General features: G+C 35.8%; 23 protein-coding genes and 2 tRNA genes. 19 read left to right on the forward strand and 6 right to left on the reverse strand.

The genetic code is table 11. The features are described 5' to 3' along the window. Positions 1-16 precede the first annotated feature (16 nt). Together ACUTSE_RS05485 and ACUTSE_RS05490 are read left to right on the forward strand one after the other, a co-directional pair. Positions 17-92, forward strand: a tRNA-Gly gene (locus ACUTSE_RS05485). 33 nt (positions 93-125) lie between these two features. After that, a tRNA-Gly gene (locus ACUTSE_RS05490) sits at positions 126-198 on the forward strand. 31 nt (positions 199-229) lie between these two features. On the opposite strand, the gene pepE is transcribed toward ACUTSE_RS05490, so the two are convergent. Beyond that, on the reverse strand, positions 230-937 hold the full coding sequence (gene pepE, locus ACUTSE_RS05495) for a dipeptidase PepE (RefSeq protein ID WP_445639512.1): 708 nt from the start codon (positions 935-937) through the stop codon (positions 230-232). Between the two features lie 159 nt (positions 938-1,096). Between pepE and ACUTSE_RS05500 the strand changes: the two genes are divergently transcribed. The 3 genes from ACUTSE_RS05500 to ACUTSE_RS05510 are packed head-to-tail and all read left to right on the forward strand — an operon-like array spanning position 1,097 to position 2,811. Continuing rightward, a complete protein-coding gene (locus ACUTSE_RS05500; RefSeq protein ID WP_445639513.1) occupies positions 1,097-1,897 on the forward strand; it encodes a hypothetical protein in 801 nt (266 codons plus the stop codon). A gap of 39 nt (positions 1,898-1,936) precedes the next feature. Then, positions 1,937-2,242 carry a Sec-independent protein translocase subunit TatA/TatB gene (locus tag ACUTSE_RS05505; protein WP_002987759.1) on the forward strand — a complete coding sequence of 102 codons (306 nt, stop codon included), beginning with the start codon at positions 1,937-1,939 and terminating at the stop codon, positions 2,240-2,242. After that, positions 2,242-2,811 (forward strand): phosphatase PAP2 family protein, encoded by a 570-nt coding sequence (locus ACUTSE_RS05510; RefSeq protein WP_353104238.1) that lies wholly within the window; start codon positions 2,242-2,244, stop codon positions 2,809-2,811. The genes ACUTSE_RS05505 and ACUTSE_RS05510 overlap by 1 nt, the downstream gene beginning before the upstream one ends. Before the next feature lie 36 nt (positions 2,812-2,847). On the opposite strand, the gene ACUTSE_RS05515 is transcribed toward ACUTSE_RS05510, so the two are convergent. Further along, positions 2,848-3,489, reverse strand: a complete 642-nt coding sequence (locus ACUTSE_RS05515) for an O-methyltransferase (RefSeq protein ID WP_002987755.1) — start codon at positions 3,487-3,489, stop codon at positions 2,848-2,850. A gap of 155 nt (positions 3,490-3,644) precedes the next feature. On the opposite strand from ACUTSE_RS05515, the gene ACUTSE_RS05520 reads away from it, so the two are divergent. From ACUTSE_RS05520 to ACUTSE_RS05550, 7 genes are all read left to right on the forward strand, one after another. After that, positions 3,645-4,805, forward strand: a complete 1,161-nt coding sequence (locus ACUTSE_RS05520; protein ID WP_445639514.1) for a serine hydrolase domain-containing protein — start codon at positions 3,645-3,647, stop codon at positions 4,803-4,805. A gap of 2 nt (positions 4,806-4,807) precedes the next feature. Further along, positions 4,808-5,521: a 3'-5' exonuclease gene (locus ACUTSE_RS05525; protein WP_445639515.1), complete on the forward strand. Its 714-nt coding sequence runs from the start codon at positions 4,808-4,810 to the stop codon at positions 5,519-5,521. Positions 5,522-5,991: 470 nt separating this feature from the next. Next, entirely contained in the window at positions 5,992-6,444 is a 453-nt protein-coding gene (locus tag ACUTSE_RS05530; protein ID WP_445639516.1) for an OsmC family protein, read from the forward strand. A gap of 124 nt (positions 6,445-6,568) precedes the next feature. After that, positions 6,569-8,251 (forward strand): ABC transporter ATP-binding protein, encoded by a 1,683-nt coding sequence (locus tag ACUTSE_RS05535; RefSeq protein ID WP_445639517.1) that lies wholly within the window; start codon positions 6,569-6,571, stop codon positions 8,249-8,251. Positions 8,252-8,318: 67 nt separating this feature from the next. Continuing rightward, positions 8,319-9,206, forward strand: coding sequence for a hypothetical protein (locus ACUTSE_RS05540; RefSeq protein ID WP_445639518.1), 888 nt, complete (start codon positions 8,319-8,321; stop codon positions 9,204-9,206). Between the two features lie 6 nt (positions 9,207-9,212). Beyond that, positions 9,213-11,039, forward strand: a complete 1,827-nt coding sequence (locus ACUTSE_RS05545; protein WP_445639519.1) for a zinc-dependent metalloprotease — start codon at positions 9,213-9,215, stop codon at positions 11,037-11,039. Between the two features lie 2 nt (positions 11,040-11,041). Continuing rightward, the gene (locus ACUTSE_RS05550; protein ID WP_445639520.1) at positions 11,042-11,887 is read left to right on the forward strand and encodes a hypothetical protein; all 846 of its coding nucleotides are present in this window, start codon (positions 11,042-11,044) and stop codon (positions 11,885-11,887) included. 46 nt (positions 11,888-11,933) lie between these two features. Here ACUTSE_RS05550 and ACUTSE_RS05555 read toward each other — a convergent pair whose 3' ends face one another. Continuing rightward, on the reverse strand, positions 11,934-13,283 hold the full coding sequence (locus tag ACUTSE_RS05555) for a saccharopine dehydrogenase family protein (protein ID WP_115091822.1): 1,350 nt from the start codon (positions 13,281-13,283) through the stop codon (positions 11,934-11,936). Positions 13,284-13,709: 426 nt separating this feature from the next. On the opposite strand from ACUTSE_RS05555, the gene ACUTSE_RS05560 reads away from it, so the two are divergent. Together ACUTSE_RS05560 and pckA are read left to right on the forward strand one after the other, a co-directional pair. After that, entirely contained in the window at positions 13,710-14,108 is a 399-nt protein-coding gene (locus ACUTSE_RS05560; protein ID WP_002987741.1) for a DUF423 domain-containing protein, read from the forward strand. Between the two features lie 67 nt (positions 14,109-14,175). Then, a complete protein-coding gene (pckA, locus tag ACUTSE_RS05565; RefSeq protein WP_445639521.1) occupies positions 14,176-15,795 on the forward strand; it encodes a phosphoenolpyruvate carboxykinase (ATP) in 1,620 nt (539 codons plus the stop codon). Positions 15,796-16,004: 209 nt separating this feature from the next. On the opposite strand, the gene ACUTSE_RS05570 is transcribed toward pckA, so the two are convergent. Both ACUTSE_RS05570 and ACUTSE_RS05575 read right to left on the reverse strand, forming a co-directional pair. After that, a complete protein-coding gene (locus tag ACUTSE_RS05570) occupies positions 16,005-16,748 on the reverse strand; it encodes a uroporphyrinogen-III synthase (protein WP_006264750.1) in 744 nt (247 codons plus the stop codon). Between the two features lie 14 nt (positions 16,749-16,762). Beyond that, positions 16,763-17,434, reverse strand: coding sequence for a DUF4271 domain-containing protein (locus tag ACUTSE_RS05575; protein ID WP_060873920.1), 672 nt, complete (start codon positions 17,432-17,434; stop codon positions 16,763-16,765). Positions 17,435-17,537: 103 nt separating this feature from the next. On the opposite strand from ACUTSE_RS05575, the gene ACUTSE_RS05580 reads away from it, so the two are divergent. From ACUTSE_RS05580 to ACUTSE_RS05590, 3 genes are read left to right on the forward strand one after another with little or no spacing between them, the layout of a single operon-like run. Further along, a complete protein-coding gene (locus ACUTSE_RS05580) occupies positions 17,538-18,257 on the forward strand; it encodes a polyprenol monophosphomannose synthase (RefSeq protein ID WP_445639522.1) in 720 nt (239 codons plus the stop codon). Then, positions 18,257-19,594, forward strand: coding sequence for a dihydroorotase (locus tag ACUTSE_RS05585; RefSeq protein WP_445639523.1), 1,338 nt, complete (start codon positions 18,257-18,259; stop codon positions 19,592-19,594). The genes ACUTSE_RS05580 and ACUTSE_RS05585 overlap by 1 nt, the downstream gene beginning before the upstream one ends. Positions 19,595-19,607: 13 nt before the next feature. Further along, entirely contained in the window at positions 19,608-20,150 is a 543-nt protein-coding gene (locus ACUTSE_RS05590; RefSeq protein WP_445639524.1) for a DUF4296 domain-containing protein, read from the forward strand. 7 nt (positions 20,151-20,157) lie between these two features. Here the strand turns inward: ACUTSE_RS05590 and ACUTSE_RS05595 are convergent, their stop codons facing one another. Then, positions 20,158-21,156: an NAD-dependent epimerase/dehydratase family protein gene (locus ACUTSE_RS05595; RefSeq protein ID WP_445639525.1), complete on the reverse strand. Its 999-nt coding sequence runs from the start codon at positions 21,154-21,156 to the stop codon at positions 20,158-20,160. Between the two features lie 182 nt (positions 21,157-21,338). Here ACUTSE_RS05595 and tyrS point away from each other — a divergent pair, with 182 nt between their 5' ends. Beyond that, on the forward strand, positions 21,339-22,631 hold the full coding sequence (gene tyrS, locus ACUTSE_RS05600) for a tyrosine--tRNA ligase (RefSeq protein ID WP_002987725.1): 1,293 nt from the start codon (positions 21,339-21,341) through the stop codon (positions 22,629-22,631). Between the two features lie 426 nt (positions 22,632-23,057). Beyond that, complete coding sequence (locus ACUTSE_RS05605; protein WP_445639526.1) at positions 23,058-26,153, forward strand: SusC/RagA family TonB-linked outer membrane protein; 3,096 nt, start codon at positions 23,058-23,060, stop codon at positions 26,151-26,153. Position 26,154 lies beyond the last annotated feature (1 nt).

The raw sequence follows: 26,154 nt of genomic DNA on the forward strand, positions 1-26,154 counted from the left end.
CTAAAGATCATCACCTGCGGAAGTAGCTCAGTTGGTAGAGCTCCAGCCTTCCAAGCTGGTTGTCGCGAGTTCGAGCCTCGTCTTCCGCTCCAAAACTTGATGAAAGTTTCTAAAGATCATCACCTGCGGAAGTAGCTCAGTTGGTAGAGCTCCAGCCTTCCAAGCTGGTTGTCGCGAGTTCGAGCCTCGTCTTCCGCTCAAACAAAAAGCCTGCATTAGCAGGCTTTTTTTATTTTAAATCACTTAGATCTGTATTCGGTGCAACTTCATAAGCTGCTTTGCCTTGTTCAAAGATACGGGCATGGAGTGTTCCTTCTAATATAATGCGGTCACCAGAAACTTTCAACCAGCTTCCTTCTCTTAGTCCTACAACGGGTTGAGAATTTATCGTGTGAAATTCATTAATTCTCGTTTCTCTCGTTTCTCCCATATGGGTAGATCCTTCAATCGGATCCAAATAGTGTGGGTTGATATTGAACGGTACAAAACCAAAAGTTTTGAACGAAGGTGGATAAGTGATAGGCATATCGTTGGTCGTTTCCATCGTTAAACCACAAATATTGCTTCCAGCACTACAACCTAAATAAGGTGTTCCGTTGTTGACCACTTCCGTAATGGTCTGTACTAAATCGTGAGCATATAACTGCTTTACCAATAAAAAAGTATTTCCACCGCCAGTAAAAATTCCCGCAGCTTCTTGAATCGCTTGCTTAGGATCGTCAAATTCGTGCAATCCTTTTACTTGCACATCAATAGATTGAAATGCTTCGCGTACTTTTGCTGTATATTCGTCGTGACTAATTCCACTTGGACGGGCATACGGAATAAAAACAAGTGTTGAACCTGCTTTGAAATGATTTTGTAGTGTTGGTAGTAAGTACTCCAGATATCCTTGATTGTAGATTGTTGAGGTACTGGCTATAATTAAGTTTCTCATGATTGCTTTATTAAGTAGAACAAAAATAGACTTTATTCGGCAAATGAAAAAAGTTGTTTCTTCTGGGTGAATTTTATATTTAACATAACTTTACACGATTAAAATTTTGCTTTATGCTTTTATAAGATATTTTTACGGACTTCATTAATATATTAGTAGATGAGATTAGTTTTAACCTTTTTATTGTTGATAGTAGGAGTAAGCGTATGGGCCCAGAATAGAGTGCCTTTGCAAGGGAAAATCGTATCTCGAAGCAAGGACTTGAAAGGGATTTATGTCTCAAATATCAATACAGGTGATGCCTTGGTAACGGAACCAGGAGGGTATTTTTCAATTCAAGCACAAGAAAAGGATACCTTAATGTTTTCAGGCCCCTTGTTTATTGGTTATCGCTATGTATTGGATGATATTGATTTTAAACGCGATATTGTTTTAATTCCGCTTGAACCCAATGACCTCAATCGACAGTTAAACGAAATTGTTATTACTCATATTTCCTCTTCTTCTTTAGGATTAGTTCCAGAAGGTGCTAGGCGTTATACGCCTGCAGAACGCCGATTGTATACCGCTACTTCGGGATCGGGAATTATTCCTATCAGTGCAATTGTCAATTGGATTAGTGGACGTACAGCTATGTTGAAAAAGGCATTGAAGTATGAAAAACAAGAAATGAGAAAAGATAAGTTCTTGAATATCATGGACGAATATGTGTTGATTAAAGATTATAGTATTCCTAAAGACTACGTCGTTGGTTTTGCCTACTATGTTTCGGATGATGATATTATGTCTGGTTATTTGAATGCAGGTATTACTGAGAAAGATAAAATCTCTTCTAGAACGGGAGTTTTAGCCTTAGAATTTTTAGATTTATTAGGAGATAAAATAAAGGAAGAGCCTCAGCAGAAGAATTTAACAATAGAACAAGTAAATTTAAACGAGCAGAAAGCAACTAAAAAATAATAAACGTTGTAGATTTGTATCTTAACTAAAAATAGAGTTATGTTTGGAATAGGAGGAGGAGAACTGTTTTTTATCATATTAGTCATTTTAATGCTTTTTGGTTCTGATAAAGTACCAGAAATGGCCAGAGCTTTTGGTAAATTTATGGCTCAAGTGAAAAATGCTACAAATGATATCAAACACGAAATCAACAAAAGTGCCGACGAATCAGGTATCAAAAAAGATATTGAAGACGCCTTGAATATAGAGGCTGATATCAACCCTATCAAAGATATCCAACAAGAAATTGAGAAACAAAAAGAGGATATCGAAAATATTACAGGGCCAATTAAAAGAAGAAATTAATGCTAGATCAATTAGTACAATTAGATAAAGAACTACTTATTTATTTTAATGGATTAGGAAGTGAAACTTTCGATCCCTTTTGGTTGTTTATTACGAAACAATTAAACTGGATACCCTTTTTTGTGCTATTGGTTTATTTAACCTATCGCAAAGTCTCTCTGAAAAAATTAGGAGTTATTATTTTGCTATTAGCGGGCTTGGTTGCCTTCACAGATCAGATGACGAATTTAGTGAAATACGCCGTTGCTCGTCCTAGACCTTGTAATACAGAAGATATTCAAGCGTTGATTCGCGTTGTAAAATGTAGCCCATCATTGAGCTTCTTTTCTGGACACGCGTCAAATTCCATGGCAAACATGCTTTTTATGTTTATGGTGCTCAGACGTTACTATAAACATGCCTATTTGGTATTTATCTTTCCTTTAGTATTCGCTTATAGTAGAATCTATTTGACCATGCACTTTCCATTTGATATTTTAGTGGGATATTGTTTTGGTTTGTTATCAGGAACGCTATTCTATCAAATCTTTTTGTGGATTGAAAGAAAATACAACGATAAATTGATATAATAAAAAAGGGATTTGGCTCAAACCAAATCCCTTTTTTTATCGTACTCTCGAAACAGTTAACCCATCTCGAATCGGAAGTAAAATCGTTTCTACTCGAGGATCGTCCTTTAATAGTTTATTGTATTGATCTAAGGCAAGTGTACTTTTATCATTGGCTTTGATTTCTTCAATCACTTTTCCTGACCACAATACATTGTCGGATAAAATAATTCCTCCAGGATTCATTTTGTTAATAATCAATTCAAAGTAATTGCTGTAATTCTGCTTATCAGCATCAATAAAAACTAAATCGTATTTTTTGTCTAATTGAGGAATGATATCTAAAGCACTTCCTACGTGTTGTGTAATTTGTTTACCATAAGGAGATAAATCAAAATACTTGCGTTGAAAGTCATATAGTTCTTCATTGACATCAATAGTGTCTAACATTCCTTCAGGTTGTAAACCTTCAGCTAGGCTCAAAGTTGCGTATCCTGTAAAGGTTCCAATTTCTAAAATATGAGTTGGACGAACCAATTTAGCAATCATACTTAAAAAACGCCCTTGAAAATGACCGCTTAACATTCTCGGTTGTACTACCTTTTGATGCGTCTCTTTGTCAAGTTGTGCCAATAGTTCAGGTTCATTTTCACTGTGGTTTGCAGCGTAATCTTCGAGTTCTTTGGATATAAAGTGCATATAAGAAGCGAATTTAAATTAAGAAAATCAAGTTGCAAAGATAAAAGGCTTTTTGCAATACGGGACTATTTTGTTGTTTTTATAAGAATGCTAGCAAAATCCGTCAAACAAGGAAAAAAAATGGTAAATTTAACTACCAACTAGAATCAAATGTTATGAAAATACTATGGAAATTCCTGAAAGGACTGGCTATTCTTATCGTGGGAATCGTTATTTTAGCTTATGTGTTTAAGGTCGATTACTTATTTACAGCGGTGCGAACCATCTATTTCAATGGATATAAAACAGCATTCTTGGATGATTATCACTATTTCCCAACACGAGACATTCCAGCAGGAAAAGCACAACCCTGGCCTGTGGCTAAGGATTATAATTCCGTTGAACCTACTGCCGTTTTAGCAAGTACTCATAAAGATCTGCAAACCATTGCTTTTTTAATCATTAAGAATGATAGCGTTTGGCATGAAAGTTACTATGATGGGTATACCGCCAATAGTAAAACTAATTCTTTCTCTATGGCAAAGAGTGTAGTGTCAGCGGCTTTAGGAAAAGCTTTGCAACGAGGTGAAATCAAGAGTTTAGATGATAAAGTGATTCAGTATCTTCCAGAGCTAAAAGGAAAATACAAGAATGAGGTAACAGTTGGAGATTTATCTTCGATGGCTTCTGGTTTGGATTGGGATGAAGGGTATTACAGTCCCTTTTCAGTGGTTACACAAGCTTATTTTGATAAAGACCTGCGAGCAGTGATGTTGGGCTTGGATATCAAAGATCAGCCAGGGAAAGAATTTATCTATAAAAGTGGAGATACTCAATTATTGGCCATGGTTTTGGAAAAAGCAACCGGACAAACGCTTGCTGCTTATGTGTCAGAATATTTTTGGAAACCAATGGGAGCTGAAAATGATGCGTTATGGCAAATCGACCACAAAGGAGACGGAATAGAGAAATCATATTGTTGTTTTACAAGTGGAGCCAGAGATTTTGCGCGATTTGGTAAGTTGTATAAAGACTTTGGAAAGTGGAAGGGAGAACAAATCTTAGACAGTACATTTGTGGCTAAATCGATTGTCCCTCGATTTGAATCTAGTCCAGAATATGGCTATGGTTGGTGGTTGAAAAATTACAAAGGACAAGATTTCTTTTATATGCGCGGGCATTTAGGACAGTTTACCATTGTATCGCCAAAAGATAATGTTATTATCGTTCGCTTAGGTCATATTAAAGGACTACAAACAGAGGAGGACCCACATAGTAATGATTTGTACACCTATATTGATGAAGCGTATGCCATGTTAGCGCAACGAAAAAAATAATTATGCTAGATCGAATTAATTTATCTCACATCTTGTTTTTAGATATTGAAACCGTTCCACAAGAACAAGATTTTCAACAGCTCCAAATGGAAGAGCAAGTATTGTATGAAGAGAAAACGCGTTACCAACGCAAAGGAGAAATTACAGCAGAAGAGTTTTATACTCAAGCGGGAATATGGGCAGAATTTGGTAAGATTGTTTGCCTTTCGGTTGGTTATTTTACGTATAAAATGGGAGATCGTCAATTCAGAACCACTTCTTTCATTGGAGAGGAGGTGAAAATTCTTACGGACTTTACGAATCTACTAACGTCTTACTTTAACCGTGGAGAACACTTATTGTGTGGGCATAATGCAAAGGAGTTTGACTTTCCGTATATCGCAAGAAGAATGATTATTCACGGACTAAAAGTACCTGCGAAATTAAATTTAATGGGAAAAAAACCTTGGGAGGTTCCGCATTTAGACACCATGGAAATGTGGAAATTTGGCGATTATAAACATTATACCTCGCTGAAATTATTGACGCACATTTTGCAAATTCCCTCACCGAAGGATGATATTTCAGGAGCAGATGTAGCTCAGGTGTACTACCAGGATAACGACATAGATCGCATTGCACGCTATTGTGAAAAAGATGTCATTGCAGTGGCGCAAATCTTACTGCGTTTACGTGGAGAAAAAATCCTAGAAGAAGATGAAATTATAGCGGTATAAAAAAAAGAGTTAAAAATATTGGAAAACTTGCTTTTTATAAAAAAATAATTTCTAGCTTTGTAAGCAGTAAAAAAATAGAGAAAAAATATATTATGTCAACAATTCAATCGTATTTTCATAAATCAATGTGGTGTTCTACACAAGAGGTGAGTGGATTGGGATTGTTATTTTAAATAGATATAATAATTAGATATACGTAAGCCTCTGTTTGTAAACAGGGGCTTTTTTTTTAAATCATACGCAATGAGACAGCAAATTCAGTATTTATCGAACCCAACATGTTATATGTGGATGTTTATTAAACATTCGCCTAATCGCTTGTTACCAGAACTGAAGCAAAAATCCTAGCGTTTTTTAAATAAAAAATGATTAAGTGTAATATTTCAAGTCCTTTTGGTAACGTACGACGACCAAAAGGACTTTTTTTTTGAGGTAAAGTGTCGTGATTCAAGTAAAAACAAAAAAGCAAAATGAGTAAAAAAGTAGTAAAAGTATTAGGTTTTTCAGTACGAGAAAGTCAGTTGGCAATCAAGACAGCGAACTTTTCATTTACTGTAAAAGATGGAAAAGAGTTGGTCAAAGAAGCCCAAGTGGATTCAGAAGAATTGATCTTAGCTAAATTAGCGGGAAGTATCCATGCAATTGGAAACTTAATCGGTTCGACTTTGAACGTGGATTTGAAATCAATTCAGATTGAGGTAAGTGGCGTATTAGATGAAGCTTTGCAACAAAAACATTTGGATGCTGGGGTTTTTAAAAAAATTGATGTGATTGTGAAACCAACATCAACGGCTTCTATTATTCTATTGAAAGAATGGATAGATGCAGTGAAATTAGCTTGCCCAGTTTTCGCTAATTTTAAAGAACAAACCCCAACTATTGTAACGTTGGTAAAGGAATATGATCATGTAAATGTAGCTTAGTATGTCTGACTTTAGTTTTTTAATTGTGATTTGGTGTTCGCGGTAGAGCGAATAGCTTCTTGCTCCGGCATTAAATCACAATTAAATATCTTATTTTTGTTTAAGACACCGTTAACTCATTTTTATGTCAGAACAAACACCGCTACTTCACGTAAAGGATCTTCAGATTAGTTTTCAACAGAACAAAAATTGGAAACCAATTGTACAGGGAGTGTCTTTTGATTTGCACACCAACCAGATTTTTGGTATTGTGGGTGAATCAGGATCGGGAAAATCGGTCAGTTCTTTGGCATTACTAGGTTTATTACCTGAAAAGCAAAGTAAAATTGTCGGGCAAATCGTGTTTGAAGGACAAGATTTAACAACTTTTACGGAAGAGGAATACCGACAAATTCGAGGGAATAAAATCGCTATGATTTTCCAAGAGCCTATGAGTGCGCTGAATCCTTCGATGCGTTGTGGATATCAGGTGGAAGAAATGCTTCGTTTGCATACCCATTTGAGAGGAACTGCCTTAAAAAATAAGGTGATCGAATTATTTGCTCAAGTAAAATTGCCTGTTCCAGAAGAGGCTTATACTAAATATCCGCATCAATTATCAGGAGGGCAAAAACAACGGGTGGTGATTGCTATGGCGATTGCTTGTAAACCGACGCTGTTAATTGCCGATGAACCAACGACAGCTTTGGATGTTACTGTTCAAAAGGACATTATCTTATTGCTGAAAGAGCTACAAGCGGAGACACAGATGGCCATGATCTTTATCTCCCATGACTTAGGTTTAGTTTCTAGTATTGCGGATGAAGTAATGGTTATGTACCAAGGAAAAGTAGTTGAAAAAGGAGCTACCCAAGCTGTTTTTACTACACCTCAAGAAATTTATACCCAAGCTTTAATTGCCGCTCGACCTTCGAGTGAGGTGCGATTAAGACGCTTGCCTACCATTCAAGATTTTATCGAAAAACGCGTAAGTACTGCGGTTGTTTCTCAAGCAGAACGCCGAGAATTTCAGGAAAAAATCTATTCGAAATCACCTTTGTTAACCGTCAAAGACGTGGGGAAGGAATATGTCTCTACCGTTGGATTATGGGGCAAGAAAACGTTTCGCGCCTTAGATCAAATTAACTTCGAAGTATATGAAGGGGAAACATTGGGATTGGTTGGAGAAAGTGGTTGTGGAAAATCCACGTTAGGGAATGCCATTCTACAACTAGACCCCGCTACTCAAGGGGCTATTTTTTATCAAGGAAAAGATATTACACAAATAAAAGGCAAAGCACTTCGTGCATTGCGCAAGGATATTCAAATCATTTTTCAAGATCCTTTTTCTTCTTTAAATCCAAAGCTGACGGTTGGACAAGCGATCATGGAACCCATGATTGTACATGGACTATTTGGCAATAAAAAAGAGAAGAAACAAAAAGTACTTCAACTTTTGCAACAAGTAGGTTTAACGGAAGAAGCCTTTGATCGTTATCCCCATGAATTTTCTGGGGGACAACGCCAACGTATTGGAATTGCACGTACGATTGCCGTTCATCCCAAATTAATTATCTGTGACGAATCAGTCTCTGCATTGGATATCTCGGTTCAAGCGCAAGTGCTCAACTTGTTGAACGAACTAAAAGAACAATATCAATTTACCTACATCTTTATTTCACATGATTTAGCTGTTGTTAAGTATATGTCAGATCAAGTCATGGTAATGAACAAAGGACAAATCGAAGAAAAAGGAGAAGCCGATGCTTTGTATGCGCATCCTCAATCCGCTTATACGAAAAAGTTGATTGCTTCTATTTTGGAATAATGTTTTTATATTATTGTTTTAATTAAGTTAAAATAGGTTAACTTTAGCTTAATTAAAATAATAAATTATGAAAAAATACACCTTTCTAGCGGGGATGCTTTTAATGGCTACCTTTTCGTGGGCTCAAATAGGCCCTATTCAAAATAATAATGTTTTTCCTGAGTTCGGAAAAGTTGGAATTGGAACTATTCACCCCCAAAGTGCATTACATATTAAAGGGGGTTTATTCTCTTTACAAGGTTCTGAACCTGAGAAAGCAGATCTTTGGATTGATGGAGGGAGACTTTTTATTGGAAATGTAGATCAAAATGCTCTAGGAGATTTTAAGGAAATAAAATATAAGTCAGATGGCTCTTCCATGATTGAATCTCGTTACCCTTTTTACAGACTAGTATTTAATACACCAAATTTCGATCGAAATGTAGTTGACATTGCCTTTGCACATGCCAATTTGGCTTTTTCAGACTTAGCAAAAAAAGGAGATGGTGTGTATCGCTATATCGGGAAGGGAAATCTTATTTTTGGTAATGAAAATGGTTATTCTACTAATACAATAAAATTTACAACCAAAGCTTCAAATGAAACCAAGGCTTCTACCAAACTCTTCATCGGAAATAATGGAAATATTGGAATTGGTACAGAATCACCGGATGCAAAACTTGCGGTTAATGGAGATGTGCATGCTAAAGAAGTGCGAATTGATTTAACAGGATGGCCAGATTATGTTTTTGAGGAGGCTTATGTTTTACCAACAATCGAGGAAGTAGAACGTCATATTAACGAAAAAGGGCATTTAATCAACATTCCTTCTGCAACTGAAGTGGAAACTGGTGGTTTACATGTCAGTGATATGATTAAAAAACAACAGGAGAAAATAGAAGAACTGACGTTGTATATCATTGAATTGAATAAACAACTACAAGAAGTTAAGGCAGTAGTTAATCAAAAAAACTAGACTCAGATGAAAAAAATATTCATACTTTTTGTATGGTGTTTGGGATTATCTGCTCTAGGTCAAGAGAATTTAATTTACCAACAGATACAAAATGAAAAGCTGAACGGAGAAAAATTCACTCTGGTTCAAGGGGCTTTTAAGCCTGATAAATTAGATCCTACTGTAGCGAAAGAGTTTAAAAACAGCAAAGAAGTTGATTTTTTTCAGTTTGATGCAAAAGCAATTTCACATAAAGAACGCTCATTTAGCTTGGATTTACCGTTACACAATAAAACTATGACCTTGGAATTAGTAGCTGTGGATGATAGTTTCTATGATTATGAAGTGGTTATAGATAAAGGGAAAACTATTCCAGCAAATCGAAATATTAAACATTATCGTGGGGTAATTAAAGGTGACCCACAAAGTTTGGTAGCAATAAGTTTTTTTGAAAACGAAATGGGAGGAATTATTGCCGATGAAAAAGGAAACTATAATATTGGATCTTTGCCAAGTAAAAAAGAAGTTATTTTTTATAAAGAAGATAATCTTGTAATGAAAGCTAAAGGAGTATGTGGTGTAAATTATTTAGATGATAATAAAAACGATATTTCGAAGGAGGAAACTTTGGTAAACGAAACAACTTCTCTTTCTAAAAGCAACTGTGTGAAAATCAATTTGGATGTTGGATACGATGTGTATTTAGATAAAAATTCTAATTATACCGCAACGGAACAATATATTTCTACTCTTTTTAATCAGATGGCGGTTTTATTTCAAAATGAAAATATTCGTATTGAAATTTCGGATATGTGGATTTGGACCACTCCAGATCCTCTTTTTAATGCTAGTGATAATAGCGCGCGTCTAAATCTATATTCTAATCATTTATCGGGTAATTTTAACGGTAATGCTAGTATGTATTTGACTAATAGAAGTGATGGAGGAATAGCGAGAAATAATAGTAGTGAAAGTCAATTATGTACAGATAAAAGTAGAAAAATTTGCGTGTCTGGGATATATGGTTTTGTTAATTCTTTGCCGTTGTATTCTAGACCAATAAAAATAATGACACATGAACTAGGCCATGTTTTTGGATCTCCTCATACGCATGATTGTGCTTGGAATGGAAATAATACAGCAATAGATGGATGTGGAGGAGCATTAGGTTCACAATATCGAGATACTAATTGCGCTGATGCTCCTATACCAACAGTTGGGACAATAATGAGTTATTGTAATCATTTAGATAATTCTAGTGTAAGTTTTAGTGCAGGATTTGGACCTCAACCTGGAGACAAAATTAGAACCGTAGTGAGTAATTCAACCCGTTGTATAAATGAATGTGCTACACAGTGTATGTATGACGCATGGGCAAATTCTACAGTATTCTGGTTAAACTCAGATACTAAACAAGTGTCGAATCATATTTTAGCTACAAATAAGATTAAAGCGGGTGGTAAAGCTTCTTATTCAGGTAAATCTATTCTATTGAAAGAAGGGTTTCATGCGATGGTAGGCTCCAGATTTGTAGCAAGAGTTAATCCTTGTACTGAGACTTCTAACGCTGTAATGATGACCAATAGTATTGATGAAGGGATAGAAAATGATGAGGTAACATCTTATATTTCACTCTACCCAAATCCAACCTCAGATCAAGTTACCGTAACCTCAGATCAAGCTATCGTGTTCTGGGAGTTATTTAATGAAATTGGACAAACAAGTAGTCGTGCTAAAGTAAACCACCAGAAGGAGTTTCAAGTGGACCTTACCCAGTTGAAAAAAGGGTTGTATTTGATTCGATTTACGATGGAAGATGGAACAAGTAACAGTCAAAAAATAATGAAAAAATAAAGATGAAAAAAATATTCCCTTACGTACTATTACTTTTTGTTGTGTTGACTTCTTGTAACACAGACGATACAGCAATTCCTTCTTACACTAAAATAACTAAAGAAGAAAAAGAATTATTATTAGGTGATTGGCGATTGAGCGACTATTCCAATACGGAAGGTGATAAGATCGACTTGACTAGAGAAGGACTCTTTGTTCGATATACCTTTACGACAGATAGAAAGGTGATAATTGCAAATGAGTCAAACAAACCGATTGGATCCGCTAGTAATTCCTATTACTTGACTGAAAATGGAACGATGGAATACACGTTTGCGTACGTGAAAAGCTGGGATGAAACAGTCGCTAAAAAAGAGCGATTGCATTTTGAATCCATGTATGATGGTAATCCGAATCTTCAATTTGATATTGAAGTGACACAAAATAAATTAATCTTAACGCATTATGCAGGGGAAATACTTGTATTTGAAAAAATACAAAAAGGAGTAACCTATCCGAAAATTTCAGAAGAAAGTAAAAAATTACTCTTAGGTACCTGGCGTTTAAAAGAAATGGGTGATTTTATGGGTAGAAGAAGGGTGCTTACTGATGAGGAAGTGGTGTTGTATGAATTTAGCTATTATGACAAACTGTTTGTAACGAATCATTCGGTTTCAAAAGAGGGCACATTTGATAGTTTTATACAATCGAGAGTTTCAGATTATGGTTATAAGTATGATTTTGAATGGGAAGAACAAGAAATAATAGTAATAGATGGTTTGGGAGGTTATTTAATGGGAGTTAATCAAGATGCTTTATCTCTTATCGTATCTGATGGTGCTAGGCTTAGGTTTGAACGCATAAGATAAAGAATTAAAAAAGGTCAAAAGCATTGCTTTTGACCTTTTTGATTTATTAAAACCCTTGGTATTCTACTTCTTTTTCGTCGAAAACGATGCCGTTTTCTTCTAATTCTTTTAGAATCGGAGCATATACTTCCTCTTCAATTGGCATTTGTACTCCGGGTGTACTAATAATGCCTTTTAATATTTTTAAAGCTGCAATAGCCAATGGTAAACCAACTGTTTTTGCCATAGCTGTATAGGTCTGATCATCGCCGATACAAATCATCGTAGAGTCAATCTGTTTTTTCTCTCCGTTTAATTCATAACCAATCTTGTGGTACATCACAATCATGTCTTTGTCATCAGGATCCAATGTCCAACTGTCAGCTAATATTTTTTCCAAAATCTGTGCTGGAGTAGCGTTTTTTAAACCAATGATTTTGTTCGGATTGAAAAGGTCTAGTTCTAATAACTTCTCCCATGCAATATCATCTTGGTCAATGTTTAATGCCAATCTCAATTTTGTCTCTACGGTATCCGTCGGATGGTACGGTAAATACAAGTTGATAAACTCACGATATGACATGGTCTCTGAATGGTCGATTACATAACTATCGTCTGTAATTCCCAATTCAACAAATAAGTTCCAGGCTCTTGAATACCCTACGCGGCGAATAGTACCTCTAAAGATCGTTTTCGCATCATCTAAGCCATAAACGCTTTGGTATTTCAATGAATCGCGGTTCGCATACGCTTCAAATTTGCCATAACCTTCCACATTTAAGAACTCCGTACGTCTAAATACTTTGTTGTACGGAATGTATTTGTATTGTCCTTCTTGGATAAATTTAGCAGCACCACCTTGTCCAGCTAAAACCACATTACGCGGGTTCCAAGTAAATTTATAGTTCCATAAGTTGTTGTCTGATTCAGGAGCCATTAATCCCCCGCAAAAAGATTCAAACGAAATTACTTTTCCTCCTTTTGCTTTTACTTCATGAATAATTTTCATGGCACTCATGTGATCGATTCCTGGATCTAGTCCTATCTCGTTCATGAATACAAGGTTATTGGCTTTTACTTCCTCGTCCAAAGCTGCCATAGCTGGACTGATATAAGAAGCGGTAGCTAGATGTTTTTTAAACTGAACACAATCTTTCGCTAATTCGATGTGTAAAGCGGCTGGTAGCATCGAGATAACAATATCTGATTGCTGAACCAAAGCTTGTCTTTGTTCGGTATTAAATAAGTCAAATTCCTTTGCCGTAGCATTTGGATGTCCCATTGCTTTTTTCTCTGCTAAAGCTAAAGACAAATCACAAATGGTTAAATGAAGGTTTTCTGTCGTAGATTTTTCAAGTAAATACTTAATAAGTGATGAGGCAGAACGGCCAGCGCCTACGATTAATATTTCTTTCATTATTTTGTTTTTGGTTGTTTTACGAGTTACGAAAGTAAGGAATTATATAATCATAGGGGCAAAATTTTTGCTAAAAAAGTTTGGAATAAAATTGTCTAAGTGAAGATAATAACGGGCGTTTTTTTCTCGTTAAACACAAAACGAACAGTAGTTTTTAATGGAAAGAATGTGTGGTACGGATATCAGATCGAAGAAAAAGGAAAGAAAAAGGCTTCTATCGATTTTTAATAAGATAGCGTCTTGTTTGATGAACCCTTTTTTAGTTTGGTAAAAAAATAGAAGAGGAGTGAAAAACAAGTAAAAAAAATAAAGAAACCTCAAATTGTGAATAATAGACAACTCCTTCGGGACATGGGGTGTACATTTATTTTTAAGCTTTCTTCGGTGTCGTTTGGTGGATAATTTGTATCTTCGAAAGAAAAATAAATGGGACGAAAAATTATTATAACAGCTACATTATTAGGAGCTTTAGGTATTATTTTAGGCGCCTTTGGAGCACATGGTTTGAAAAAGATTGTCAGTGAAACGGCAGTAGCTTCTTATGAAGTTGGTGTTCGCTATCAGATGTATCACGTCTTTTTTCTCTTGTTTGTCGGTCTTTCTTCTTTCTTCACTGATGCAGTGAAAAAGCGATTGTTTATCTTGACTTTAATCGGAGTAACCTTATTCTCAGGGTCTATTTATCTACTAACGTTCAATGGATTGCCAGGATTTAACGTAAAATTCTTGGGGCCAATTACACCTATTGGAGGAGTTTTCATGATTTTAGCCTGGGTGTATGCTGCAATTCAGACCCTTAAAATGGGAAAAAGTACGAAAATCTAGTTTTGTGCATCGTTATATTAAATTTATTTCTAAGTTTGCATATTAATTAAAAAGACAACATAACATAATGAAAATGGCTAATACGCAATCAATTTCACTTGAAAAATATGGTATTAAAGATGTTGTAGAGATTGTATATAATCCTTCCTACGATCTTTTATATAATGAAGAAATTAAGTCTGACCTACAGGGGTTTGAAAAAGGACAAGTAACTGAATTAGGAGCTGTAAATGTTATGACAGGTGAGTTCACTGGTCGTTCTCCAAAAGATAAATATATCGTAAAGGACTCAGTTACTGAGAATACCGTATGGTGGAATTCTCCAGAATCTCCAAATGATAACAAGCCGATTGACCAAAAAACGTGGGAAGCTTTAAAAGCAACTACGGCAGAAGAGTTGTCAGGAAAAAAACTTTATGTTGTTGACGCTTTCTGTGGTGCGAATGAAAATACGCGCTTGAAAGTAAGATTCATTATGGAGGTAGCATGGCAAGCACATTTTGTGAAAAACATGTTCATCCGTCCTACAGAAGAAGAATTGGCAAACTTCGGTGAGCCTGATTTCGTAGTAATGAATGGTTCTAAAGCGACATTTAAAGATTACAAAGCATACGGATTAAATTCAGAAGTATATATTGCGTTCAATCTAACTGAAAAAGTTCAAATCATTGGTGGTACTTGGTATGGTGGTGAGATGAAAAAAGGATTGTTCTCTATGATGAACTATTATTTACCATTGCAAGGAATGGCTTCAATGCACTGTTCAGCAAACAAAGGTAAAGATGGTGATGTGGCAGTATTCTTCGGATTATCAGGAACAGGAAAAACAACGTTATCAACAGATCCAAAACGCGAGTTGATTGGTGATGATGAGCACGGATGGGATGACGAAGGAGTATTCAACTTCGAAGGAGGTTGTTATGCAAAAACAATTAGCTTAAGCAAAGAAAACGAGCCAGATATCTTTGGTGCGATTCGCCGTGATGCTTTATTGGAAAACGTTACTGTTGATGCGAATGGTGTTATTGACTTTAATGATGGTTCTGTAACACAAAATACACGTGTTTCTTACCCAATTGATCACATTGAAAATATTGTAAAACCAGTTTCTAAAGCAGGTCATGCAACGAAAGTAATCTTCTTAACTGCAGATGCTTTTGGAGTAATGCCTCCTGTTTCAAAATTGACACCGGAACAAACTAAATATTACTTCTTATCTGGATTTACAGCTAAATTAGCAGGTACAGAAAGAGGAGTTACACAGCCAGAACCAACATTCTCAGCTTGTTTTGGTAAAGCATTCTTGTCTTTACACCCAACAAAATACGGAGAAGAGTTAGTGAAGAAAATGGAGGAGCACAATGCGACTGCCTATATGGTTAACACAGGTTGGAACGGAACAGGAAAACGTATTTCTATTAAAGATACACGTGCGATTATTGACAGAATCTTAGATGGTTCTATCGAAAATGCAGAAACGAAAATTATTCCTATTTATAATTTTGTTGTGCCAACAGCTTTAGAAGGAGTAGATACAAATATCTTAGATCCTCGTAACACATACGGTGAAGCAAAAGAGTGGGAAGATAAAGCAAAAGATTTAGCTGCTTTATTTATCAAAAACTTTAATTTGTACACAAATAACGACGCTGGAAAAGCTTTAGTTGAAGCAGGACCACAGTTATAGTAGATATCAAAAAAGAGAGCTTAGGCTCTCTTTTTTTGTTATGAGTAGTTTGGGTTAAGGGTTATGAGGTATGGGTTAACGGTTGTCTTAGAACCACTCTTACCACAACTCATTACCATAACTTACAACCCACAACTCACCCCCATAACCCATAACTCACGACCCATAACCCAAAAAAAAAGTCTTCCTTTAGGAAGACTTTTTTATATTTATTTATTCACTTTCTGAATGTATTTTTCAAGAGCCATGGTCATAGATGGTGCTTCCGGTGATGGAGCCATAATATCCACGCGTAAATCGTGATCTAAGGCTTCTTTTTGCGTTGTTGTACCAAATACTGCAATTCGAGTATTGTCTTGAGAGAAGTCAGGGAAATTCATGAATAATGATTTAATTCCCGTTGGACTAAAGAAAGCCAAAACATCGTATTTTACATCGGCTAAATCAGATAAATCACTCATTACCGTTCTGTAAAATGTTCCTGGAGTCCAATCTACTTTTAATTCGCCTAAAATAGTAGGTACTTCCGCGTTTAATTGATCTGAAGCCGATAATAAGAATTTCTCATCCTTGTATTTTTTAATCAAAGGAGCTAAATCAGCGAAATCTTTCTGACCAACATAAATTTTTCTTTTGCGATATACCACATATTTCTGTAAATAAAAAGCGATAGCTTCTGATTGACAAAAATACTTAAGTGTTTCAGGCACTTTATAGCGCATTTCTTCTGCAACACGAAAGAAATGGTCAACGGAGTTTCTACTCGTTAAAATAACCGCTGTAAAGTTATTTAAATCGATCTTCTGTTGTCTTACGTCCTTAGCAGGTACACCTTCAACGTGTATAAAAGGCCTAAAGTCAATTTTTACTTTATACTTTTGTTCGATCTCAAAGTATGGAGAGTTTTCTACTTTAGGTTCTGGCTGAGAAACCAAAATTGTTTTCACTTTCATAGTTTAATTCTTATTTAGGCTCTAAAGTTTTTAAATGCAAAGTATATTATAAAATAAGGAGCTATTTCAAGGGTGCAAAGATACAAAATAAAATAGAACAACTTATTTAATATCGTTTTTCGATTGTTTTTTATAAATATAACGTATAAACCAAGATTTGTTAAGATTAAAGCAATTCCAAGTAGAGTTATTGCGAATTGGTTGACTATATCGTTGTAAAATAAGAGTAAATCTATTCCCAAAAGATACATACCAATGTAATTTCTATAGGTTGCTTTTTGTAAATTAAAATGGTCTACAAAATCTTCTATCTCAAATGTAATGCCAATTATCTTGTCGATTAAATATTTTCCTATGACAAAAAAACAAGTGAAATTCAAGATTTGGATATACGACAACAAGGTATATTGCTCTATAAACCCAAAGGACTTCGCTGCAATTTGCAAAAAGAAGGTAATGGATAATAACTGAATGGTCAAAAAGGAAAGCGTAAAACTATTGCGTAGATTGGTATTGTCTTTGTAAATCTTCAAATACTTATCCGAAATTACCAAACGAGTAAACTCTGCAAAGCGAACACTAAAAATAGTTCGATTAATAGCAATGATGGAGAAGCCCACGAAAAACAGTAGGGTAGCCCAATCCTTGTTGGCAACAATTCGCTCAGTTAATAGTAAGTTGTCCATATCATTTGCAAAATTAGTAAAAAAATGCATTTGTGAGACTTTGTTAATTATTTAAGGGTTAACTTTCTATAAAAAGGTTATTTTTGTATCCAAAGTAAAGACAATGAACGCAGGACTAGTTATTATTCCTACCTACAATGAGATCGAAAATATCGCGCAAATTATTGAGGCTGTACTCGAATTACCCGAGTGTTTTCACGTGCTTATTGTAGACGATAACTCTCCTGATGGTACGGCAGCAGCGGTTGAACAGTTGCAAGAAAAATACAATGCGCTTCATTTGCTCAAGAGAGAAGGAAAAAATGGATTAGGTACGGCTTATGTAGATGGTTTTAAATGGGCACTACAACGCGATTATGCCTATATTTTTGAAATGGATGCTGATTTTTCTCACAATCCCGCTGATTTGAGTCGATTGTTAGCAAGCTGCCAAGAAAAGGGCGGGATGGTAATTGGATCAAGGTATGTGACGGGAGTGAATGTGGTCAATTGGCCTTTGAACCGCGTATTACTCTCTTATGGAGCATCAATTTATGTACGTTGGATTACCCGTATGCCAGTGAAAGATACAACAGCAGGTTTTGTTTGTTATACAAAGGAAGTTTTAGAAACGATTGATTTAGATAGAATCCGATTTGTAGGTTATGCCTTTCAAATTGAAATGAAATACAGAGTATACGTCAAGCAATTCCCGATTACGGAAGTACCAATTATTTTCACAGATCGAACACGAGGGGAATCTAAAATGTCAAAAGGGATTATCAAAGAAGCTATTTTTGGAGTAATGAATCTAAAAATTAGAAAACTACTAAACAAACTATAATGAGCAACTATTTAATAAAAAATGGAAGCCTTGTCAATGAAGGTATCGTTCAAAAAGGAGATATTCTGATTCAAGAAGGCAAAATAGCAAAAATAGCACAGACTATCGAAGCAACTCCCGATATGCAAGTGATTGATGCAACAGGAAAATATGTTGTTCCTGGAATGATCGATGATCAAGTACATTTCCGTGAGCCAGGCTTAACGCATAAAGGAGATATTGCTTCAGAATCAAGAGCAGCTGTAGCTGGAGGGATTACTTCCTTTATCGAACAACCCAATACAGTTCCCAATGCGGTTACGCAAGAATTGTTGGAACAAAAGTACGAAATAGCGTCTTCAGCATCGTATGCGAATTACTCGTTTATGATGGGGGGAACCAATGATAATTTAGAAGAATTACTACAAACAAACCCACGTAATGTAGCAGGGATTAAATTGTTTTTAGGGTCTTCAACGGGAAATATGTTGGTAGATCGTCAAGATGTACTAGAAAAAATATTTTCCAGTACTTCGATGTTGATTGCAGTTCATGCAGAAGATGAAGGAACAATTCAAGCAAATTTACAACAACATAAGGAACAATACGGAGATGACATCCCTGTGCGATGCCATCCAATTATTCGCAGTGAAGAAGCATGCTATATCTCTTCGTCTAAAGCAATTGAATTAGCAAAGAAAACAGGAGCACGATTACATGTGTTTCATGTATCTACAGGGAAAGAAACAGAGTTATTCCGCAATGATATTCCATTAAAAGACAAGAAAATTACGGCAGAAGTTTGTGTACATCACTTGTGGTTTACAGATAAAGATTATGAAACAAAAGGAAACTTCATCAAGTGGAATCCTGCTGTAAAAAAAGAAAGTGATAGAGAAAAGCTTTGGGAGGCTTTGTTAGATGGTCGTATTGATGTTATTGCAACTGATCACGCGCCACATACGAAAGAAGAGAAAGCAAAAACATATACACAAGCTCCTTCTGGAGGTCCTTTGGTTCAACATGCTTTAATTTCCTTATTTGAAGCAAAAAAACAAGGGCGAATTACAGTTGAAAAAATTGTAGAAAAAACAGCGCATAATCCAGCTATTTTATTTCAAATAGAAAAAAGAGGATTTTTAAAAGAAGGTTATCATGCAGATATCGTTTTAATTGATCCAAATAGCAGCTGGGAAGTAAATCAAGAGAATATTTTGTATAAGTGTGGATGGTCTCCATTTGAAGGAGAGACATTTTCATCTAAAGTGACCCATACTTTTGTTAATGGATGCTTGGTGTATGAAAATGAAGAAGTAAAAGAAATTCGTTGTGGGCAAAGATTGCTTTTTGAACGTTAGTATAAGTAGAAAAATGAAGCAGGTAGTTATAATTTGTTGTATGGCTTTGTTGTTGTTTTCTTGTCAAAAAGATTTAGACAAACCCAACCCATTTATTGAGCAATCAAAAATGGAGGATATTCTATATGATGTAGCGTTGTTGTATGGTATGCAAACAACCAATGCTTTTGCATCAGATACCGTAAAAGCAGTGCAGATCAAAGATATTTTCGATAAATATCAAATTGATAGTTTGACGTTTACAGCAAATAATCGCTACTATGTAAAGTTGAAAAAGGGTGTGTATTTTGATATGCAAACGCGTGTTATGGACCGACTTAAAAAAGATAAAGAAGGAATGGATTCTTTATTGTCAAAAAAAGAATTGGAATTAGCTCCTGTTGCTGCTATTGCAGTTGATTCTATGCCTGTTTTAAAGGCTGATACAGATAAAGTAGAGCCTGTGCCAAATACAGAAGCGGTTCTAGCACCTAAAAAGGCAAAAATAAAGAAGGTTAATGAGACTATGCCTACAATGAAAAGGAAGATATTAGAGCCAGAGGAAGTTAAAAAATAAAGTATTATTAGTTGAATCCTTTACTGATATCAACTAAAAATTCTTGATAAGAAGAGAATGTAAAATCGAGCGTTTGTTCAATTTTAGAAGCATCATAAATAAAACAACTGAAAGAAGCTTTCGCGATAGCACGTGTAAAGCTTCTTTTTTTTCTAGTTAGTATAGAAACAAAAGCATCTAAACGCCAAGCTAAAGCAAGGCCAAACGGGCCTATTTCAAAACTAGCGGGTTTCTTTTGGAGTAAAGCAGCCATATAGTGTAATAGCTCGCGGTTTTTTAAATTATCAGAAACGAGAATATAACGTTCATTCTTGTGTTCACTTTCCATCAGTTGATACATAGCTGATACGACATCTTCAACGGAAACAACAGCCGTAGTCCCAGTTGTATAAAAAGGAAATCCTTGATGTACTTTATAAAATAGTTCGCTACTACCTTCTCTGTAAAATCCGCGTCCAAAAATGACTCCAGGATTGACAATAACGACGTCAAGCCCTTCTTGAGTTCCACGCCAAACTTCCATTTCACCACCAAATTTACTCAATGCATAATCACTGTGATAAAGGGCAGGGTTCCATTCTGTTTGCTCGGTAATGGGAGTAGAGTAATGCAAAGATTCGCCTAAGGCTGCAATAGAACTTATATGACACAATTTTTCAATGGAATGTGCAAGACAAAGGTTGACAATATTAGCTGTTCCTTCAATATTAGTTTTGCGCAGGATTTTTTCATCTCGGGGATCAAAAGAAACCATAGCAGCACAATGGTAAACATGGGTGATGCCTTCAAAAGCGTCTTCTAATGCAGGTAAATCTAGGATATCTGCTTGTTGCCACTGAATGCCTTCGAATAAGTCAAGGACTTGGTGTAGTTCAAATACGTGTTTGGTTTTAGCAATACTCTGTGTATTGCGATAAATAGCACGTATTGATCCTGCTCCTTGTTGGAGAAGATGTAATAGAAGATGACTTCCAACTAAGCCTGTTGCACCAGTAACTAATATCATAATGAACAAATGTAAAGGTTATGTTTTAGAAAGTGAAAGAATTGAACTAAAAGTTTGAAAGTAACGCCCGTATTTTCAGTGTATTGTTTTGAAGCATCTGAAAGCAATAAAAATAGAGATGTGACAAAAAAAAGTTCTAATAGCGTAAGGAATTGGACTATCTTTGCATAAAATATAATTAAATGAAAAATTTTATTGAAGAAGTGACTTGGAGAGGAATGCTCCACGACGTTATGCCAGGCACTGAAGAACATTTGTTGGAGCAGATGCGTGCGGCATATGTGGGAATTGACCCAACAGCGGATTCATTGCATATTGGACATTTAGTAGGTGTAATGCTTTTAAAGCATTTTCAAATGGCAGGACATAAACCAATTGCTTTAATTGGTGGTGCTACAGGAATGGTAGGAGACCCATCTGGAAAATCAAATGAAAGAAATCTATTGTCAGAAGAAGCTTTGCGTCATAATCAAAATGCGATTAAAGCACAGTTAGAGCGCTTTTTAGATTTTAATTCTGGTGCAGAAAATGCTGCGGAACTCGTAAATAATTACGATTGGATGAAAGATTTTTCTTTCCTAGAATTCATCAGAACAGTTGGTAAACACATTACAGTGAACTATATGATGGCAAAGGATTCTGTGAAAAAACGCCTAAATGGTGAATTCCAAGATGGAATGTCATTTACAGAGTTTTGTTATCAATTGTTACAAGGATATGACTTTTTACATTTGTTCCAAGCGAAGCAAGTTACTTTGCAAATGGGAGGTTCAGATCAATGGGGGAACATCACAACGGGTACAGAATTAATTCGCCGTACGATTAGTGAGAAAGCGTATGCTTTAACTTGTCCTTTGATTACTAAAGCAGATGGAACAAAGTTTGGTAAATCGGAAGGTGGAAATATTTGGCTGTCTGCAGAATATACTTCTCCTTATAAATTCTACCAATACTGGGTGAACGTGTCAGATGCAGATGCTGAAAAATACATCAAAATCTTTACGTTTATTGGACGTGAGGAAATTGAAGCATTAGTAAAAGAACACTTAGAAGCACCACATTTACGCGTATTGCAAAAACGATTAGCAGAAGAAGTGACAACGATGGTTCACGGAACTGAAAATCTTGAAAATGCAATTAAAGCTTCGGGTATCTTGTTTGGAAATTCATCAGCGGATGATTTAAAACAACTAGATGCAAAAACATTTTTAGAAGTGTTTGACGGAGTTCCTCAAGCAGAAATTACAAAGGCAGATGTGGAAGCAGGTTTGCCAATTATTGAAGCACTAGCTGGGAAAAGCGGATTCATGCCTTCAAATGGAGAAGCGCGTCGTTCTTTGCAAGCGAATGCTATCGCAGTAAATCGCGACAAAGTAACAGAAGAATACGTAGTCACTACACAAGATTTGATTAATGATCAATTCATCCTCTTGCAAAAAGGAAAAAAGAATTACTTTATTTTACATGTAAAGTAATCAATATAAGTATCATAGAATTAAAAAAAGGTTACCTCTATACAGTTGAGGTAACCTTTTTTTTATAAATCTACCATATACGTGGTATTTACTCTTGTTCTTAGAGCTACTATCTTTGCCTTATCAAAAAACAAATAATAGTTGCTTGATGTTTCATAAAGTTGTGAAAATACAAAGCCTATAATTTAAAAAGTAGTAGTATGCAGTCTATAGTTTTTTTATCGAAAACGACTTCTTTTCTTTATTCTAATCAACATGAAGGGCCTTCTTCCATGTCGATGAAGTGCTGCATGAACTGGTGTTGTTGCTAGCGCAACTTTTATCTTATCTCGGATGTTGAACAGAAACAACATCTCAATCATTTTAAATCTATCACTTTATTATTAATGTATTGCTAGAAACATCTGGCAATCAAAGGGACAATTTATGCAAAAAATTTTACAAATTGTTTTTGTGCTGATGGGGGTTTATCAGTTACAAGCACAGGAGTTTACACTAAAAGGGGCTGTTTCCGATATCGGAGGAAGCTTGCCTGGAGTAAGTGTAACTGTAGTAGAAACAGGTAAAGGAGTTGCCACTGATTTTGATGGAAATTATGCCATTAAGGTGGAGCCCAACCAAACGATTGCGTTTTCTTTTATTGGTTATACCACGCAAAAAGTGAAAATTTCCAATCAAACGGAATTAAATATTTATCTAGAGGCACATGCCGAAAATCTAGAAGAAGTTATTATTCAAGTACCGTATGGTACGGCCAATAAAAAAACGTATACAGGATCAGTTGGATTAGTTAGCGCTAAAACGATTGGACAAACTCAAGTGAGTAATGTTTCAAGAGTTTTAGAAGGTTCGGTAGCAGGGGTTCAGTCTTTTGCAGCAAGTGGGCAACCCGGTTCGGAAGCGGAGATACGCATCCGTGGGATTGGTTCGATTAATGCAGATAGTAAACCTTTATACGTAGTAGATGGAGTGCCTTATGAAGGGGGTCTATCTGCTATTGCTCCGGCAGATATTGAATCTATTTCCGTATTAAAAGATGCGACAGCAGCTACTTTATACGGTTCTAGAGCAGCGAATGGGGTGATTATGATCACAACCAAAAGAGGGGTGAAGAACCAAGAGCCTCAAATTGAAATATCTGCGAAATACGGAACTTCTAGTAGAGCGCGTAGTGATTATAAAACATTGGGAACAAATCAATACATGGAGTTGTATTGGGAAGCAATGCGAAATGGACGTATGGATACAACAGGGGAAGATTGGGCAACCGCTTCTCAGTATGCAACGGATAACTTAATAAATAATTTAGGGATTAATCCTTATGGATTAAACAATCCTCAACCTGTTGGGACGGATGGAAAATTGCGTCCAGGTTTACAACCGCTATGGAATGATAATTGGACAGATGCGTTATCTCAATCCGCTAATTATACCGATGTGAATGTTCGTGTATCAGGGGGTGGAGCAAAATCAAGATATTTCGTGTCAGGAGGTTTTTTAAACAACCAAGGGTACATTAAAGAATCAGGATTCAAACGTTTTAACTTCCGTTCTAATATTGTCATCGATGCTAAGGATTGGTTGGAATTGGGATTGAATGCTTCTGCTTCACATTCTATTCAAGATTATCCAAAACAAGATGATAGTGCGATTGGAAACGTAATTGGCTTTGGACGTAATATGCCTTCTTTTTATCCGATTTATGAGCGTGATTTAACTACTGGGGCTTATCTGTTAGACCCAGAAACAGGAAAGCGTATTTATGACTTTGGAACGTATAGAGCAAGTTCATATGCCCGTCATAACTTAGTTGCGACATTACCATTAGACAAAGCAGAAAATAAATTTGACATCGCAACAGTGCGTACCTATGCTCAAATTAAGTTCTTGGATAATTTGAAGTTTAAAACATCATTGAACATCGATTACAACAGTGAGTACAAACACAATGTAACCAATCCAGAGATCGGACCGTCTAGTGCTACAGGTGGAGGAGTAAGTATGCGCAATACTCGTACTGTTAGTATGACGTATAATAACGTACTGAATTACGATTTAGATTTAGATGATAAAAATAGTTTAGCCTTCATGGTTGGACAAGAGTATTACCAATTCAAGTCAAACTATTTTGGCGGGGCTAGAGAACAAATAGCGATGTTAGGGTATGATCAGCCAGATGCAGCATCTCGATTAGTTGATTTTTATGGTAAAGCAGATGAATATAAAATGTTGAGTTTTTTCGGAAATGCACAATATTCATACGATAAAAAATATTATTTATCAGCTTCTTACCGTGCAGATGGATCTTCTCGTTTTGCTAAAGCAAAACGTTGGGGTGGGTTTTGGTCTGTAGGAGCTTCATGGAGAATTATTGATGAAGACTTTATGCAGAGCTATCGCGATACGTGGTTGAATGAATTAGTGTTCCGTGCTAGTTATGGTGCACAAGGAAATGATAAGGTAGGATATTATGCTTACCAAGAGTTATACGATATCTACAACAACTTAGGAAATCCTGGATTAGTAGCGTCTCGTTTAGAAACACCAGAATTGAGCTGGGAGTCGAACATGAACATGAATATCGGGTTTGATTTTGCTGTATTGGATAACCGATTAAGTGGTACAGTAGAGTATTTTGAGCGTTCTTCTAAAGATTTGTTGTTTAGTAAATCGATTGCTCCGTCTTTAGGATTTACTTCCATCTTAGAAAACGTTGGGAAAATGAAAAACTACGGATTAGAGCTTTCATTAGAAGGATATCCAATCCGAACTGCTGATTGGAAATGGAAATTAGGGATGAACATCACAACCTATAAAAATAAAATTGTTTCTCTTCCATCAGATGAAATGTTTTCGGGAACAAAAAGATGGGCTAAAGGAGGTTCGCTATATGATTTCTATTTGCAAGAATGGGCAGGACCAGACCCACAAACAGGGAAACCAAGATGGTATGGTACAGATGATCAAGGAAATCGCTATATCACGGACAATTACAGTAGTTTAAAAGATACAGACAAAGTGAAAAGTGGAAATTCACTACCGAAGTTTTCGGGAGGATTCAATACAGACTTAAGTTATAAAAATTGGCAAATCGTAGCGAACTTCTCTTATAATATTGGTGGTAAAATTTACAATGGCGATAAAGCAGGTTTAATGAGTAATGATCCAGGTGGAGGAACTTGGAGTGTGGATATGTTAGATCGTTGGACACCTGAGAATCCATATGCAAATGTAGGTCGATTGACTACTGCGGATTCAGGAAGATGGACATACTCTTCTGATCGTTTCTTAGTAGATCGTTCATTCTTGAAATTGAAAACACTTTCTCTTGCGTATAATTTCCCACAAGAGTGGTTAGATAAGGTAAATATCGGACAAGCTTCGTTATATTTACAAGCAGAGAATTTATTTACATGGACCAAACAACAAGGATTAGATCCTGAACAAAATTTTGATGGTACAACATACTATCGTTATCCTGCAATGAAAACCATTTCAGTAGGATTAAATTTAAAACTTTAAG

It is taken from the genome of Myroides sp. TSA_177.3, assembly GCF_052691955.1.